This is a genomic window from Chryseobacterium camelliae, assembly GCF_002770595.1.
Classification (GTDB): Bacteria; Bacteroidota; Bacteroidia; order Flavobacteriales; family Weeksellaceae; genus Chryseobacterium; species Chryseobacterium camelliae.
The window spans coordinates 93,302-107,068 of the sequence record NZ_CP022986.1 but is presented as its reverse complement, the minus strand read 5'-3'; the positions used below and the strand labels follow the sequence as shown (position 1 = coordinate 107,068).

General features: G+C 41.8%; 13 protein-coding genes. 7 read left to right on the top strand and 6 right to left on the bottom strand.

Annotated features, from left to right (window positions below):
* Positions 1–3: 3 nt before the first annotated feature.
* The 6 genes from CGB83_RS00490 to CGB83_RS00465 form a co-directional block, all read right to left on the bottom strand.
* On the bottom strand, positions 4–1,041 hold the full coding sequence (locus CGB83_RS00490; protein WP_100074002.1) for a hypothetical protein: 1,038 nt from the start codon (positions 1,039–1,041) through the stop codon (positions 4–6).
* Positions 1,034–1,837 (bottom strand): fimbrial biogenesis chaperone, encoded by an 804-nt coding sequence (locus tag CGB83_RS00485; protein WP_100074001.1) that lies wholly within the window; start codon positions 1,835–1,837, stop codon positions 1,034–1,036. The genes CGB83_RS00490 and CGB83_RS00485 overlap by 8 nt, the downstream gene beginning before the upstream one ends.
* Before the next feature lie 84 nt (positions 1,838–1,921).
* Positions 1,922–2,443: a hypothetical protein gene (locus CGB83_RS00480; protein ID WP_100074000.1), complete on the bottom strand. Its 522-nt coding sequence runs from the start codon at positions 2,441–2,443 to the stop codon at positions 1,922–1,924.
* Positions 2,444–2,758: 315 nt separating this feature from the next.
* Positions 2,759–3,193 (bottom strand): hypothetical protein, encoded by a 435-nt coding sequence (locus CGB83_RS00475; protein WP_100073999.1) that lies wholly within the window; start codon positions 3,191–3,193, stop codon positions 2,759–2,761.
* A gap of 53 nt (positions 3,194–3,246) precedes the next feature.
* On the bottom strand, positions 3,247–4,080 hold the full coding sequence (locus CGB83_RS00470; protein WP_100073998.1) for a helix-turn-helix domain-containing protein: 834 nt from the start codon (positions 4,078–4,080) through the stop codon (positions 3,247–3,249).
* A 502-nt stretch (positions 4,081–4,582) separates the two neighbouring features.
* The gene (locus CGB83_RS00465; RefSeq protein ID WP_100073997.1) at positions 4,583–4,966 is read right to left on the bottom strand and encodes a Fur family transcriptional regulator; all 384 of its coding nucleotides are present in this window, start codon (positions 4,964–4,966) and stop codon (positions 4,583–4,585) included.
* Positions 4,967–5,057: 91 nt separating this feature from the next.
* On the opposite strand from CGB83_RS00465, the gene CGB83_RS00460 reads away from it, so the two are divergent.
* The 7 genes from CGB83_RS00460 (at position 5,058) to CGB83_RS00425 (ending at position 13,717) form a co-directional block, all read left to right on the top strand.
* A complete protein-coding gene (locus CGB83_RS00460; protein ID WP_100073996.1) occupies positions 5,058–5,399 on the top strand; it encodes a MerC domain-containing protein in 342 nt (113 codons plus the stop codon).
* A 135-nt stretch (positions 5,400–5,534) separates the two neighbouring features.
* A complete protein-coding gene (locus CGB83_RS00455) occupies positions 5,535–6,956 on the top strand; it encodes an alkaline phosphatase (RefSeq protein WP_100073995.1) in 1,422 nt (473 codons plus the stop codon).
* Between the two features lie 13 nt (positions 6,957–6,969).
* Positions 6,970–9,090, top strand: a complete 2,121-nt coding sequence (locus CGB83_RS00450; RefSeq protein ID WP_100077431.1) for a S8 family peptidase — start codon at positions 6,970–6,972, stop codon at positions 9,088–9,090.
* A gap of 363 nt (positions 9,091–9,453) precedes the next feature.
* Positions 9,454–10,050 carry a Crp/Fnr family transcriptional regulator gene (locus tag CGB83_RS00440; protein ID WP_100073993.1) on the top strand — a complete coding sequence of 199 codons (597 nt, stop codon included), beginning with the start codon at positions 9,454–9,456 and terminating at the stop codon, positions 10,048–10,050.
* A gap of 293 nt (positions 10,051–10,343) precedes the next feature.
* The gene (locus CGB83_RS00435; protein WP_100073992.1) at positions 10,344–11,441 is read left to right on the top strand and encodes a glycosyltransferase; all 1,098 of its coding nucleotides are present in this window, start codon (positions 10,344–10,346) and stop codon (positions 11,439–11,441) included.
* A complete protein-coding gene (gene glf / locus CGB83_RS00430; RefSeq protein WP_100073991.1) occupies positions 11,434–12,540 on the top strand; it encodes a UDP-galactopyranose mutase in 1,107 nt (368 codons plus the stop codon). Before CGB83_RS00435 ends, glf begins: the two co-directional genes overlap by 8 nt.
* Positions 12,521–13,717 (top strand): alpha-amylase family protein, encoded by a 1,197-nt coding sequence (locus tag CGB83_RS00425; RefSeq protein ID WP_100073990.1) that lies wholly within the window; start codon positions 12,521–12,523, stop codon positions 13,715–13,717. The genes glf and CGB83_RS00425 overlap by 20 nt, the downstream gene beginning before the upstream one ends.
* The last annotated feature ends 50 nt before the right edge of the window (positions 13,718–13,767 follow it).

The following is a 13,767-nucleotide window of genomic DNA, read 5'->3' as shown; positions in this document are numbered from 1 at the left end:
TATTTATTGTGGCGTTATTTCATACTGTAGTGTCGTAGAGTAATCTGCCGGTTTAGCAGTAATGAATCTCTGATCATTAGGGCTTGTGGAATAGTTAATATCAAAGTAGACACTGGACCCCTGGGTATAACTTCCTTTAGCCACCAGCTGCGGCATTGTGCTTAGTGCAACGGAATACACACTGGCAGGATTTCCCGATACGGCGGCAAGTGCCAGGTTTACCGTTTCAAGCGGAAGTGTATTTCCTGCCTGCGATACAAACTGGCTTTGCAATGATCTTACTTTGATTTGATAATTGGTGTTGCTTTTTACGATGAGTGCGCTGGGATAGGTAGTCTTTACTCCGTTCATATAATCATTGCGGCTGTTGAATTCCAGGAGTCCGTTAACGGCATTTCCCGCAAACTTCAGCGACAGCTCAGGAACATCCGGAGGATTCCCGGAAAGCGTACCGATCTGGAACTTGAAATAATGATCCATCCTTCCGATCACATTATTGTAACGGTCATACGCAGTAAACTGCATCGGCGCTACAAAATTGGTCCAGGAAGGATAATTTCCGAGATAAGCTCCACCCAGCAGGGTCAGGCTGTATTTGATCTGAAGATTGTAATAATACCCAAAAAACAGGAATGGAAAATTATACAGGGCCGCATTGGACTGTGGCACCAGGAAAACCTCCTGCCCTTCCTGCAGGTTTACGTTCAGCGGCATCCCGATCTGGGAAACGGTAGGAACATTATAAGGATAAGCATTCCCGGAAGTGGAAACCGGCCGGAACGCTACCTTATTGGCCGGAATGGTATAACTTCCGTCAGCAGAAGTAATGGGAGACATCAGCCGTACGGAAAGCCTCCAGTACGGGATATTGATATATCCGTTTCCTGAAAGATTAACGGTATAGGATTCCGGATTGGTATTACCGCTAAAAGAATTAATCATCAGGTAATCGTTTACCCATGAATTGTATGAGATCTGCGCAAAACAATTCAGATAAACACTCAGTAATAATAGTATGATATAAGATTTCTTGTTATTCATATGTGAATTTTAGCTCTCCTACTTCGAGGTTATTGCTGTCACCATAATCAATCAGTACAGATGCCGTATATTTTCCTTTCTCCAGGGATGCCGGAAGAGGGATATCTATTTCTCTTTTATTTCCGGGCATGGTATAAAAAATAATCTGATCAATAGATATCTTTTTACCGGTCTGTGTATTCACAAGGTCTCCGGAAACTTTCCCGTCAATCCATACGTTGCCCTGGTTTTCAAAAAAGAGGTTCAGGGTTTTTGCCGATTTTTCAAAAATAAGGTTTTTGATCTCTATTTTCTTCGTATTGGCAGACGGCAGTTTATGGAATATCTTAATGCCCGAACGGATGCTCACTTTGATATTAGCACCTTTATTGTCCACATCATCCACCGGGTTCATCTGGCTTACATACAGCACTGCCGTATGAGCGCTCAGCTGATCGGATAAAATGTTGGGAACGGTTACGGTGACATCAATATCTTTTCTCTGTCCGGGAGCCAGTGTAAAATAATTATCCTCTTTTTTCACCGAAATCCAACCGGCACATGATACCGGCAGGGTCCCTGCAGCAGACATTAAATTTTCTCCTTTGTCATTGTATTCCCAATCACCGAGGCTGACCGCCAGATCCAGCGAATTTTTTGCACTCACATTGGTGACCGTTATCATTTGTGTACCGCTGTTTCCGAGTCCTGATTCAAAGTATAGCCTGGGAGGAGATACGGAAACTCCTGTTTGTGCATATACTAAGGAATACATAGAACAGATAAGGCAGAGAAAAATAAAATGCAGCTTCTTCATTAAAATTTATTTAATATTAAAATTACAGAAAAAGTGCTACAATACTACTTGTAACACTTCATATTTTAATATTTTAATCAGTTTCTATTGTGCAATGATCGTGTACGTAAGTTCCGTACTGTAAACAGAAGGGGTTTGCCCTGCGATATAGTTGTCCAGATAAGCGTTAGCACCTGCACCTTTGTATTCGATGTTGATTTTTTTATCCACACCACCTACAGTAGAAGTTACCAGGGTAGCTTCAGTTGCGGACAACTGTACATTTTGGGCATACTGTGCTCCGTTAACGGCTTCCGATCCTGCAGTCGCTTTGATCTGGATACTGTTAGCCTGGATGCTCTTGGCTCCGTTCTGCATAACAGCGTTGGAGCTTTTAACTTTTACCTGGAATCCACCGGTACTGTAAATGCTTAAGTGGTCAGCATTTACGGATGATACTCCATTAGAGTAATCGTCTTTAGTGGTATAGTCTAAATTAACCACTTTCTGGGCACTGTTGATAACAAGAGTCTGGATAGGTTTTAATCTTACATTAAGCGTAACACTTTGAGCGCTTACAGTAACCATTCCGAAAAGAGCTAAAGAACCGAAAATAATCTTTTTCATAATAGGTCTAAATTGTTGTATTAAGTTATTGTTAAAAATTCTTGTGCAAAATTAAACAAAACAGATACCACAACTTTTGTAAAAAAAGACTTGTTATTTGTAAATTTTGTCGCGTAAATACGAATAAAAACTAAGGTAGGATTTGATAAGAAAATACGAAAAGCAGAATTCCATAAATCATTATAATTAACAATTATACAACAATAAAACAACTATGTTAAACATTGTTTAATTTACCAACATCATCCGGCCTGTATTTTTTGTTAAAAACAGGCAGTACCCACGTCAAAACGGGCACCATATCACGGTAAATAATTACTGAGAAATGAGAGTCAATACCAAATGGTCGGAATTTTCAGTTTCAGAACAACTGATTTTCTGTATAATTTTCTCCATATTCTTATCAATGCTGTATTTTTTTTCAACCGCACCTCTTGTGGCCTCAAAAAGATGATGAACCTTTTTGCAGAGCGGCTTTACAGAGGATTCCTTCACTCTGTAATCATACATATCCTTCACATCAGAATGGCCATGACTGGCATCAATCTGAAACCCGGAAGGGCTGGAGACAATCAGTTGCCTTTTTTCAGGCATCACAACATCAATATCCTTATCAACTTTGGGCTGAGCCTCTAAAGTCATCATTTGTACAGGATACAGATTTACGTTCAGACGTATGGCGTCATTCTGTGAAAATACCCTTGTACAAACTAAAAGGAACATAGCTAATAAAAAATATTTCGTACCCATATAACCAATTTTATCACTTAACGGTTATTATAGTAAATATACAATATTTTTCATTATTGCTTCATTTCTGAAGGATTTTTTCCTGTATGTTTTTTAATAAAATTGCTAAAATTTCCTTCATTGCTGAAACCCAGATCATAAGAAATTTCAGAAATGGTATTATTTGAAAAATTTAAAGCTTTTTTGCATTCGCTTATAATTTTTTCAATGATGATATGTTTAGCCGTCTTACCTAAAACATATTCTGTCATCTCCGTAAGTTTCCTTGCTGAAATATTAAGTTCAGCGGCATAATAAGAAACTTTTTTTGCCTTTTTGTAATCCCTCTGCAAAAGAACCTTGAACCGGTTTACATAATACAGGTAATCAAACTTCACATCTTTCTTCATTTCATCTGAGGGTATATGTAGAAATGCATCAAGAATCAGCCTTTCTATCGCATTATGGGCTGCAGAAATATAAAGGCTCTCATCCTTAAGCTGAAAACTTTCCATACGCTCCATAAAGACAGCTCTTTTCTCTTCCAGGTTGGTAAATGGAGCAATAAAAAAATCCGTACTATAATTGAAAAAGAGCTGGGAATTCAAAAACAGGCTGTCCTTGGAAGAACGCTCATAAAAGCTGGATGAAAAAACAATAATAAAAATTTCCTCTCCTAAAGCGGGACCGAATTTAACCTGCTTATGGGGACCGATAAATGCAATATGTCCGGGTTTGATGATATAATGCATGTTCTCAACTTCAATGTGGATGTCTTCCATAATGATATAAATGCAGAAATACTCCAGTGTATTGAATTTCCTGATATTATTGTTTCTTATTATCAGATTATTGAGGGTATTGACGCTGAAGCCTAAATTCCTCAGCTGATCTGTAATGACATACATAGATAATGGGCAGTATTATTTAAGCATTTATTTTATGAATATAAAATTCATTTAACCTTTCGTATGATCCGTAGAAAGATATTCACATCCGATCTAGAATCATGTTCAACTGCATGTGTCGGGTCAAATACCAACCTGTTAAATAATTACTGTTAAAAGTCTCTGAAATATTGAAAATAGTTCACTAATATACCTTAAATCATAAAAATGCGTTTAATAATAAACATAAAATATGCCAGTATAAAATCACCTCTGTCAAAGTGGCTTTTGTACTGATTATGTAATGCAGAAAAGATGATGAAAGAATATGCTATATATCACATTTCTATGATAAGACATGTGATTTCAGACTATTTAAACATACATACCCCAATATAATTAAGCATCGAATGATGAGAAGCTTATAAAACGGAAAGCGATGTTTAAAAAGGAGTAATATTAAAATATAATTTGAATAATTAAAAATAGGCAAATCACAGACAAAAAGTCATCATTTGAATACTTATGAACACTTCGGGCAGATCCCGCTTATGACAAAATTGTATTCTTTTGCGACATAATTTTCAGGAAGACTGAGGGCAGGGATCACATTTTCTATACAGGTTACAGAATGGCATACTTCACAGTTAAAATGGTGATGATTGTGCTGATGCTGTTTTTCAGAACATACATCGCTGCAGCGGGCAAAATTAACTACGCCGTCAATGTTGGTCACCTTATGGATCTGACCTTCATTCTCAAGCCGGTCAAGCACCCGGTAAATAGTAACCCGATTACAAAGGTCGCCGAGTTTCTGCTGTATGTCCGAATGCGACAGCGCTACATCGGAACGGTTGATAAGATTAAGTATTTCTGTCTTTGCCTGAGTATTCCTTACCTGTTTCATAGTTGTTTAATTAACGCAACAATGTTGCATTTTAAGATTATTTTGAATAGCTTTGCCATAAAGTTACCATACGAATTTAAATCTTTTTAATATGAAAAACAAGATCCTGGATGCAATAGGAATCTCCGCTGCGGTCCTGTGCCTTATCCACTGTATTATCTTTCCTCTGCTGATGGTTATTCCTTTAGGAATTTCTCATAATCCTTACATAGACCTGTTCTTTCTGGTCACGGGAACCGTTGTTGTGATGCGGATTATCAGGAAAGTCCACAGCAGAAAGCTACAGGCCTTATTCTGGTTTTCATTGTTGCTGATTGCTGTTTCTGTATTGGCAGATCTCATTTTTGAAATCCATATACCTCTGATCTATGTAGGGGCTGCCGGTTTAATTACTGCACATATTATCAATTTCAGATCCGGTCACCATCATTAAGTCTTGTTTCATGAAGTTCAGTTATAATGTTGCATATCATACAAATATGGCAACCATATGCATTTTAATTTTTTTTTAATGCAACCCTGTGACAATTAATCTGTTTAATCTTTAAATTGCAATATCATTAGTATCATGGATCGAAGAAAGTTCTTAAAAGGTTCGGCACTGTTTTCAGGAGTCTTTGCTTTAAGCCCGCTTGAACTTGCGGCCCTTCCCGGGCAGCAAACCTCTTTTGGCGGCTCAAAAAAGGCAAAGAATATCATCTTTATGATCAGTGACGGAATGAGCCTGGGTACCCTGACCATGGCAGACCTGTATTCCAGAAATATTTTAGGTAAAAGCAGCCACTGGATCAGTCTCTATGAAGCAGGAAAAGTATCCAGGGCACTGATGAGTACAGCCTCGGCAAGTTCTATTGTTACCGACTCGGCAGCTGCCAGTTCGGCTTTCGGCGGAGGCGTCAGGGTAAAAAACGGCGTCCTGAATACCGGGCCCAACGGCGAAAAGTACCTGCCGGTATGGCAGCAATTCAAACAGAGCGGCAAAAAAGCAGGCTGTGTTACAACCGTTACCATTACCCATGCCACCCCCGCAGGATTTTGCGTTAATTCGGAAAAAAGGAATGCAGAACCGATGATCGCAGAAATGTATGCCGAGTTAGGGATGGACGTACTGATGGGTGGTGGAGATGAATTTTTCAACTCCGAAAAAAGGGAGGATCGAAAGGACCTTTATTCTGTCTACCGACAGAAAGGCTATCAGGTCATACAGGATTCATCAGGCCTGAACAACCTGAACCGGAGCCAAAAAACATTAGGGGTCTTTTCTACAGGCGCTCTTCCGTACAGTGTAGACCGCGACCATCTTAATGAACTTAAAAACACCCCTACCCTGGCAGAGATGACCCAGGCAGCCATCAGCCAGATGAGGGACCATCCTCAGGGATTCGTACTTCAGGTAGAAGGCGGAAAGGTGGACTGGTCTGCCCATGCCAATGATGTTGCGGCACTCATCCATGATCAGCTGGCTTTTGATGAAGCTGTAAAGACGGCCATGGATTTTGCGGAGCGCGATGGAAATACGCTGGTTATCATTACCACAGATCATGGGAATGCGAATCCGGGAACCATCTATGGACCGGATGCCACGCAGAATTTCAACAGCATAGCGGATTACAGGTATACCAATGAGTATATTTTAAATAAAATTCATGCAGATTTCAATATCCAGCAGGTTAAAGACTGGATCTATGAAGGTAACAAGATCAGCCTGACCGATGATGAGGCACGGCTGCTTTTAGGATTTTATAACGGGCTTGAAAAGGAAGACGGCCTGTACAATTACAAGAAACTTCCTTTTAAACTGTATTCCGAAATCCAGAAGAAACATAATTCTGTCGGCTGGATCAGCATGGACCATTCCGGGGATTACGCAGAGGTAGCCATGTATGGTCCGGGAAGTGAGCTGCTGAAACCTTTTGTAAAAAACACAGACCTCCATGATCTGATGCTGCGTGCTGCCCAGGTACCTCAAAAACAGGAAAAAGTATATTAATTTAAATAGTGTCATGAAAAAATACCTACTTACTGCAGCTGCGCTGATGGCTGTAATAGTCCAAGCACAGGACAGGAATGCTGCCCTTCAGCAAGATTTTACAAGACAGAATCAGGAAAACAACCGTAAATTCGATGCTTATGCAGCTAAGAAATACGGGAATGACAGATCCCAGGAGTTGTTGAAGAAACTGGAAGAAAAACGGAGCAACCTGGCAGGGTTCATGCCTGATGGGAAACCGTATTTTTATACAACCCAGGATCTCCGGCAGGTAAAAAATGCCAATGCAGACCTGATCAATACGTCTGGAGGCGTAACCGGACTTACCAATGCGTATAACGGTGAGGGTATTAAATACACCATTTTTGATGGCGGACGGGTGTATGCGGCCCATTCCGCATTTAACAATATCACCGGAAGAATTACCAATAAAGAAGCTTCTACACAGATCTATAGTGGACACTCTACGAGCGTGGCCGGATTTATCGGAGCTAAAAGCATCACAGTGAGCGGTACCATTGGAAGCACTGCTATTTCAGGCGACATCAAAGGAATTGCTACTGCTTCTACGATGGATTCCTATCGTTTTGCCACGACTACCCTACCCGGAAATACATCTCCAAGTACGGTATATACCAAGATCTTAACCGCACAGCCTGCTATTTCCAACCATTCCTATGGTAGCAACCTTGGCTGGGATATAGATACTATTAACGGAAGTAATGCATGGATATGGAACGGTGCATTCAGCAGTCCTTCCACTTCCTTCGATCTTCAGGGAACCTATTTAGTCGATGACCAGAACTATGATAATATCGTTTACCAGAACCCGTCCTATGTTATTGTAAAATCTGCCGGGAACTCGTATGGCATGGGGCCTACCGGATCATCATTACCCAAATATTATGAGGATAATAACGGAAACGATATTGCATTCGCTGCTACTGATGTACTGCCACAGAATAACTGTGCACAGGGCTTTGACTGTATCGGACCCGGCTCGCTGGCCAAAAACATTATTATAGTAGGAGCTACCGATGTGATTGCCTCTAACAATTTCCGCTATACGTCTGCCGCAGATGTAGTGCATTCCAGCTATAGCAGTGCAGGACCCAGGGATGACGGTGCCATAAAACCGGATATCGCCACTACCGGCACCAACGTATTTGCACCCGCAACAACAGATGATATTGCAGGGAGTGAATCCTATGAATATGGAAGCGGAACCTCGTACTCGGCACCGGTAATTACGGGTGTCATCGGACTGTGGATGCAGATCAGCAAAGACCTCTTCTCCGGCCAGTCGCTTAATGCCGCCAGTGCCAAAACCCTGATGGTCCATTCTGCTTCCGAAGCAGGCAACGTAGGCCCTGATCCATGGTTCGGATGGGGATACATCAATGCTAAAAAAGGGGCTGAACTTTTGGTAGGAAAAGCCAACAACACCGTTATCTTTAAAGATGAAACCTTAACCAGTGGCACCGTTAATGCTAAGAATGTTATTGCCTCGGGCAGCGAACCGATCAAAGCCACCATCTCATGGATAGACCCTGCCTATGTTATCCCATCTGGCCTTACCTGGCAGGCTGCTTATAACAACAGAAGCTCCAGGCTAATCAACGATCTTGATCTCAGGATTATTGATACCACAACCAATACCGTGTATTACCCATGGAAGCTGGATGCCAATAACCCCATGGCCCCTGCAACCAAAGCAGATAATAAAGTGGACAATGTAGAGCAGGTGGTTATCGATAATCCGGTAGCCGGAAGAAAATACAGGATAGAAATCACCAATAAAGGTACTTTAGTCAACAATTCGGGAACAAGTGCACCACAGAACTATTCTGTCATCGTAACAGGATTCAGCCAGGTACTGGGCACTACAGAAATCGGTGCTGTCAATGACGGTATAACTGTAGCTCCTTCTCTCACCCGTGATATTGTTAAAATCATCAGAGCTCCTCAGAAATCCGTATTTGCCGTCTATGATACATCGGGTAAAAAGCTTCAGAGCGGAAGCATCAGCAACAGCCAGCAGCCTGTTGATCTGTCTTCTTATCCTAAGGGGATCTACATCATTGAAATTAAAACAGAACAGGGCATTGTTTCAAAGAAAGTAATCAAAGAATAACGCAGGAAACTGTCAACTTTGCATAGCAAATAATCACCTCCGGTTCTGCCGGAGGTTTTATTTTAACCACTATATGATAATGAAATTTAATCTTTTCAGCATGATACATCTGCAATACCGCATTGCACATCGCAATAACATTGATATAATTCATGATAAAACCAGCATTAGATAAAAACATACAGAAAGAATTGATTTTGAAAAAATGCATGCTGAAAATCCGGTATGCATTTGGCATTTACTCTATTTTGATGCAAAAATTTTATCTCTATTGAAATGTAAATGAATAAACAGATCGGGATATGTTCTTTTTGCATAAAAAAACAATAACTTGCATTACCATCACACCTAAAAACTGTCACAATGCTAATTGAAGAAGAACTTTTGCTTTCCTACGGAGCCGTTATTGAAGATTATGGCCGTTCGCATGTTATTTTCAACGAAGGCGATATTCCGAAGTTTTATTATCAGATCATCAAAGGCCGCATCAAGCTGAATCATTATAATGAAGACGGAAAAGAGCTCATCCTGGCTATTCTCAGTCCCGGTCTCAGCGTATGTGAGCTGTTGTTGTTCATAGAGAAAAAATATCCGGTTAATGCCGTTGTTTTTGAGCAGTGTACCGTATTGAAACTTCCAAAATCCAATTTTGTCCGGTTGCTGGACGAGAACCCGGGAATCTCACGCGACGTCAATAAATTCCTTTCCGAAAGGCTGTACTACAAATACATCATGCTACAGAATAATTCGTCCATGTATGCAGATGTGCGGATCATAGGTGTGCTGGATTATCACAAAAGCTTCTACGAGGACCAGAGAAAGTTTTCTTTTGAGGTGCCGCTGACCAGGCAGCAGCTGGCTTCTATGACAGGGCTCAGAGTGGAAACCATCATCAGGACCATTAAAAAACTGGAGCAGCAGGGAATTGTAAAGGTAATCAACAGGAAAATCTATTATTGATCAGCATAACTGATGACAAGCCGGCATCATTTGAATTTTTTACACCTACAAAAATAATATTACTGAAAATATTTAATTTTAAATTAAAATTTAACTATTTTCATGAACAGAATTCTCCGTACCGTGTATGACTCAAGTCATACACGGTCTTTTTTATTTATAAGTACTTTTACTTACAGCTAAGACCTTTTGAGGTCTTTATATACACATTAATTAATATTGATTTGTCGGTTTTACTTAAGCGGTCATCATATGATCTCTAAAGACGATACCGGCTAAAACACCACCACTTTATGCAAAATATATTATGCTTCAGCCACCTGTCGTGGAATTTTGTCTATCAGCGACCTCAGCATCTGCTGAGCCGTTTTGCCAGAAACTCTCATATTTATTATTTTGAAGAACCCCGCCACGGAGACCGTGATGAACTGACCGTAAGTTCACAGGATGGGATTTCTATTGTCCAGATCAGTATATCGCATGAAGGAGAAGAGCGCAACCTGAAGCTCAGAAAAATGATTGACCGTTTCCTGAAACAGCAATCCGTAAAACACTTCTCCTGCTGGTATTACACTCCTATGGCCCTGGAATATACCGGCCATCTGGAACCTGAGGTTGTTATTTACGATTCTATGGACGAGCTTTCCGCTTTCCGTTTTGCTCCGCCTCAGCTTATTGAACTGGAAAACCAGCTCTTTAAAAAAGCAGATGTCGTGTTTACCGGGGGACACACGCTCTATCAGGCCAAGAAAAACAGGCACCATAATATCCATCCGTTCCCGAGCAGCATCGATAAAAAACATTTTGAAGCGGCACGCTACAATACGGTTGAGCCTGAAGACCAGAAGAATATCCCGCATCCGAGATTCGGGTTTTACGGGGTTATTGATGAAAGATTTGACATTGAGCTTCTTAAAGAAGTCTCTGCGAAAAGACCCGACTGGCATTTCGTGATCATAGGCCCGGTAGTGAAAATAGATATCAATGATCTTCCGAGGGCGGAAAACATCCACTACCTCGGTTCGAAAAAGTATGATGAACTGCCTGTGTATATCAGTCACTGGGATATGGCACTGGTCCTTTTTGCGCTTAATGAATCTACTGAATTCATCAGCCCGACCAAAACTCCGGAATACCTGGCGGCAGGCCTGCCGGTTATTTCCACCCGGATAAAAGATGTGGTTAATCCTTACGGAGATGCAGACCTGGTATATATTGCGGATGATGCGGAAACATTTATCAGGCATGCAGAAACAGAACTGAATAAAAAATCACGGGAAGAGTGGCTGATGCAGGTAGATGAATTTCTTTCCGACAATTCCTGGGACCATACCTTTGACAAGATGAGCAAACTGATCAATAACCTGAAAATCCAAGTAGCCAATGTATGATTTTCTCATTATAGGATGCGGGTTCGCAGGTGCCGTCCTGGCAGAGCAGCTTGCCGGTGCAGGAAAAAAGGTGCTGATCGTTGACAAGCGTGACCATATAGCCGGCAATGCCTATGACTACTATAACAGAGACGGAATCCTGATCCATAAATACGGTCCGCATATTTTCCATACCAATTCGGAAGAAGTATTTAAATACCTTAGTCGTTTTACCGACTGGCGGCCTTATGAGCACAGGGTACTGGGAAGCGTAGACGGGCAGCTTGTTCCTATTCCGATCAATCTCACCACCATCAATAAGCTTTACGGTAAAAACCTGACTTCTGACGAGGTTAAAGATTTCCTGGCATCCAAAGCGGAGGAAAGAAGACCGGTACTCACTTCAGAAGATGTAGTGGTGAATGTAGTCGGCAAAGAGCTGTATGAAAAGTTTTTCAGGGGATACACGAGAAAGCAGTGGGACCTGGATCCTTCGGACCTGGATGCTTCGGTAACGGCAAGGGTCCCTACGCGCACAAACAGCGATGACCGGTATTTCACGGATACTTATCAGGCGATGCCTAAAAACGGCTATACGGAAATGTTCAAAAAAATGCTGACGCATAAGAACATTCATATCATGCTGAATACGGATTACAGGGATATTATAGACCTCATTCCCCATAAAAAACTGATCTATACCGGGCCGGTTGATGCTTTTTTTGATTACCGGTTCGGAAAATTGCCTTACCGGTCCATTGATTTTAAGTTTGAAACCCTGGACCAGGAAAATTACCAGCTTACCGGAACGGTCAATTATCCTACCTCGAATTTATATACCAGGATCACGGAATTCAAGCATCTTACAGGGCAGACCCACCATAAGACAGCCATTGTCTATGAATACCCTACTGCTGAAGGCGATCCGTACTATCCTATTCCCAGAAAGGAAAACCAGGAAATATACAATCAGTACAGAAAACTGGCGGAAGAGCAAAAAGATATTTACTTTACAGGACGTTTGGGAACCTATAAGTACTACAATATGGATCAGGTTGTGGCTCAGTCACTGGCTTTGTACCGAAGAATAGTAAAAGAAGATGATGACGTACACCAATGATTTCAAGTACGGCGGCAACCCGTTCAGATCCTTCCTGATGGGAGGGTTTGAATGTGCCGACCATCAGAATGCTTTTGGGGAACGAGTGGATATGATCCGGCTCACCGGCCATGATACTTTTCTTAAGGAAGATTATGACCGGATCAGGCCCCTTAATATCCGCACGGTTCGTGAAGGTATCCGGTGGAGCCATGTAGAAAAAGTTCCGTATCAGTATGACTGGACAGAAGTTGATCAGATAATTCTGGCAGCTGCCGAAGCAGGGATACAGGTCATCTGGGACATCTGCCATTTCGGTTTTCCGGATGACCTTACTCCACTTCATCCTATGTTTCCACGGCGTTTCGCACATCTGTGCAAAGCATTTGCGGAACATTACCGGAGCCTGGTCCCGGATGAAACGCTGATCATTACCCCCATCAATGAAGTAAGCTTTTTATCCTGGCTCGGCGGTGATGCCAGAGGAACTTCCCCGTACTGTACCACACAGGGATGGGAAGTAAAATACCGCCTGATGAAAGCTTATATTGAAGGAATCGAAATGATGAAGGAAGTGGATCCGGGAATACGCATCATGACAACAGAGCCGCTTATCCATGTAGTGTCGCCTGATCTTTCAGATGATGAACAGGTTCTTAATGCTGCTTCCAAAAATGAAGAGCAGTTCCAGGTACTGGACATGCTGAGCGGGAAAATCTGCCCGGAGCTCGGCGGGAAACCTGAATACCTGGATATCCTGGGGGTAAATTTTTATTTTAACAACCAATGGACCAGCACTCATCATGAACTTATCCCGTGGGGAGAACTGCCACCCCATGTTTTATGGAAACCGCTCCATACGCTGATTGAAGAAATGTTTCTGCGATATGGACGTCCTGTCGTTATTTCAGAGACCAGCCATCCCGGCGAGCACCGCCCTCAATGGCTGGATACGATAGCAGAAGAATGCCTTTTAATGCTGAAAAACGGCCTTCCTCTTTACGGATGCTGTATTTATCCTCTCATTGACCGGCCGGACTGGGATTTCCCGGCTCTTGAATGGCATCACAGCGGAATCTGGGATATCCTGGATCCACAGACGCTGGAAAGAATTCCCCATGAAGGTAGCATCCGGGTACTAAAAAAATTCAGCCGCGCTGTTTCAGATCTGATTGTATCACCTTCATATGCGGATTGAAACTCCCATTACCGGCCAATGTACGGATACACTGGCCGGTATTCTTTTAA

Bases quoted from the DNA above. Each gene is read 5' to 3' on its own strand.
- CGB83_RS00435 (WP_100073992.1), top strand. From the start codon at position 10,344: ATGCAAAATATATTATGCTTCAGCCACCTGTCGTGGAATTTTGTCTAT.
- CGB83_RS00490 (WP_100074002.1), bottom strand. From the start codon at position 1,041: ATGAATAACAAGAAATCTTATATCATACTATTATTACTGAGTGTTTAT.
- CGB83_RS00440 (WP_100073993.1), top strand. From the start codon at position 9,454: ATGCTAATTGAAGAAGAACTTTTGCTTTCCTACGGAGCCGTTATTGAA.
- glf (WP_100073991.1), top strand. From the start codon at position 11,434: ATGTATGATTTTCTCATTATAGGATGCGGGTTCGCAGGTGCCGTCCTG.
- CGB83_RS00455 (WP_100073995.1), top strand. From the start codon at position 5,535: ATGGATCGAAGAAAGTTCTTAAAAGGTTCGGCACTGTTTTCAGGAGTC.
- CGB83_RS00485 (WP_100074001.1), bottom strand. From the start codon at position 1,837: ATGAAGAAGCTGCATTTTATTTTTCTCTGCCTTATCTGTTCTATGTAT.
- CGB83_RS00475 (WP_100073999.1), bottom strand. From the start codon at position 3,193: ATGGGTACGAAATATTTTTTATTAGCTATGTTCCTTTTAGTTTGTACA.
- CGB83_RS00450 (WP_100077431.1), top strand. From the start codon at position 6,970: ATGAAAAAATACCTACTTACTGCAGCTGCGCTGATGGCTGTAATAGTC.
- CGB83_RS00470 (WP_100073998.1), bottom strand. From the start codon at position 4,080: ATGTATGTCATTACAGATCAGCTGAGGAATTTAGGCTTCAGCGTCAAT.
- CGB83_RS00465 (WP_100073997.1), bottom strand. From the start codon at position 4,966: ATGAAACAGGTAAGGAATACTCAGGCAAAGACAGAAATACTTAATCTT.
- CGB83_RS00425 (WP_100073990.1), top strand. From the start codon at position 12,521: ATGATGACGTACACCAATGATTTCAAGTACGGCGGCAACCCGTTCAGA.
- CGB83_RS00460 (WP_100073996.1), top strand. From the start codon at position 5,058: ATGAAAAACAAGATCCTGGATGCAATAGGAATCTCCGCTGCGGTCCTG.
- CGB83_RS00480 (WP_100074000.1), bottom strand. From the start codon at position 2,443: ATGAAAAAGATTATTTTCGGTTCTTTAGCTCTTTTCGGAATGGTTACT.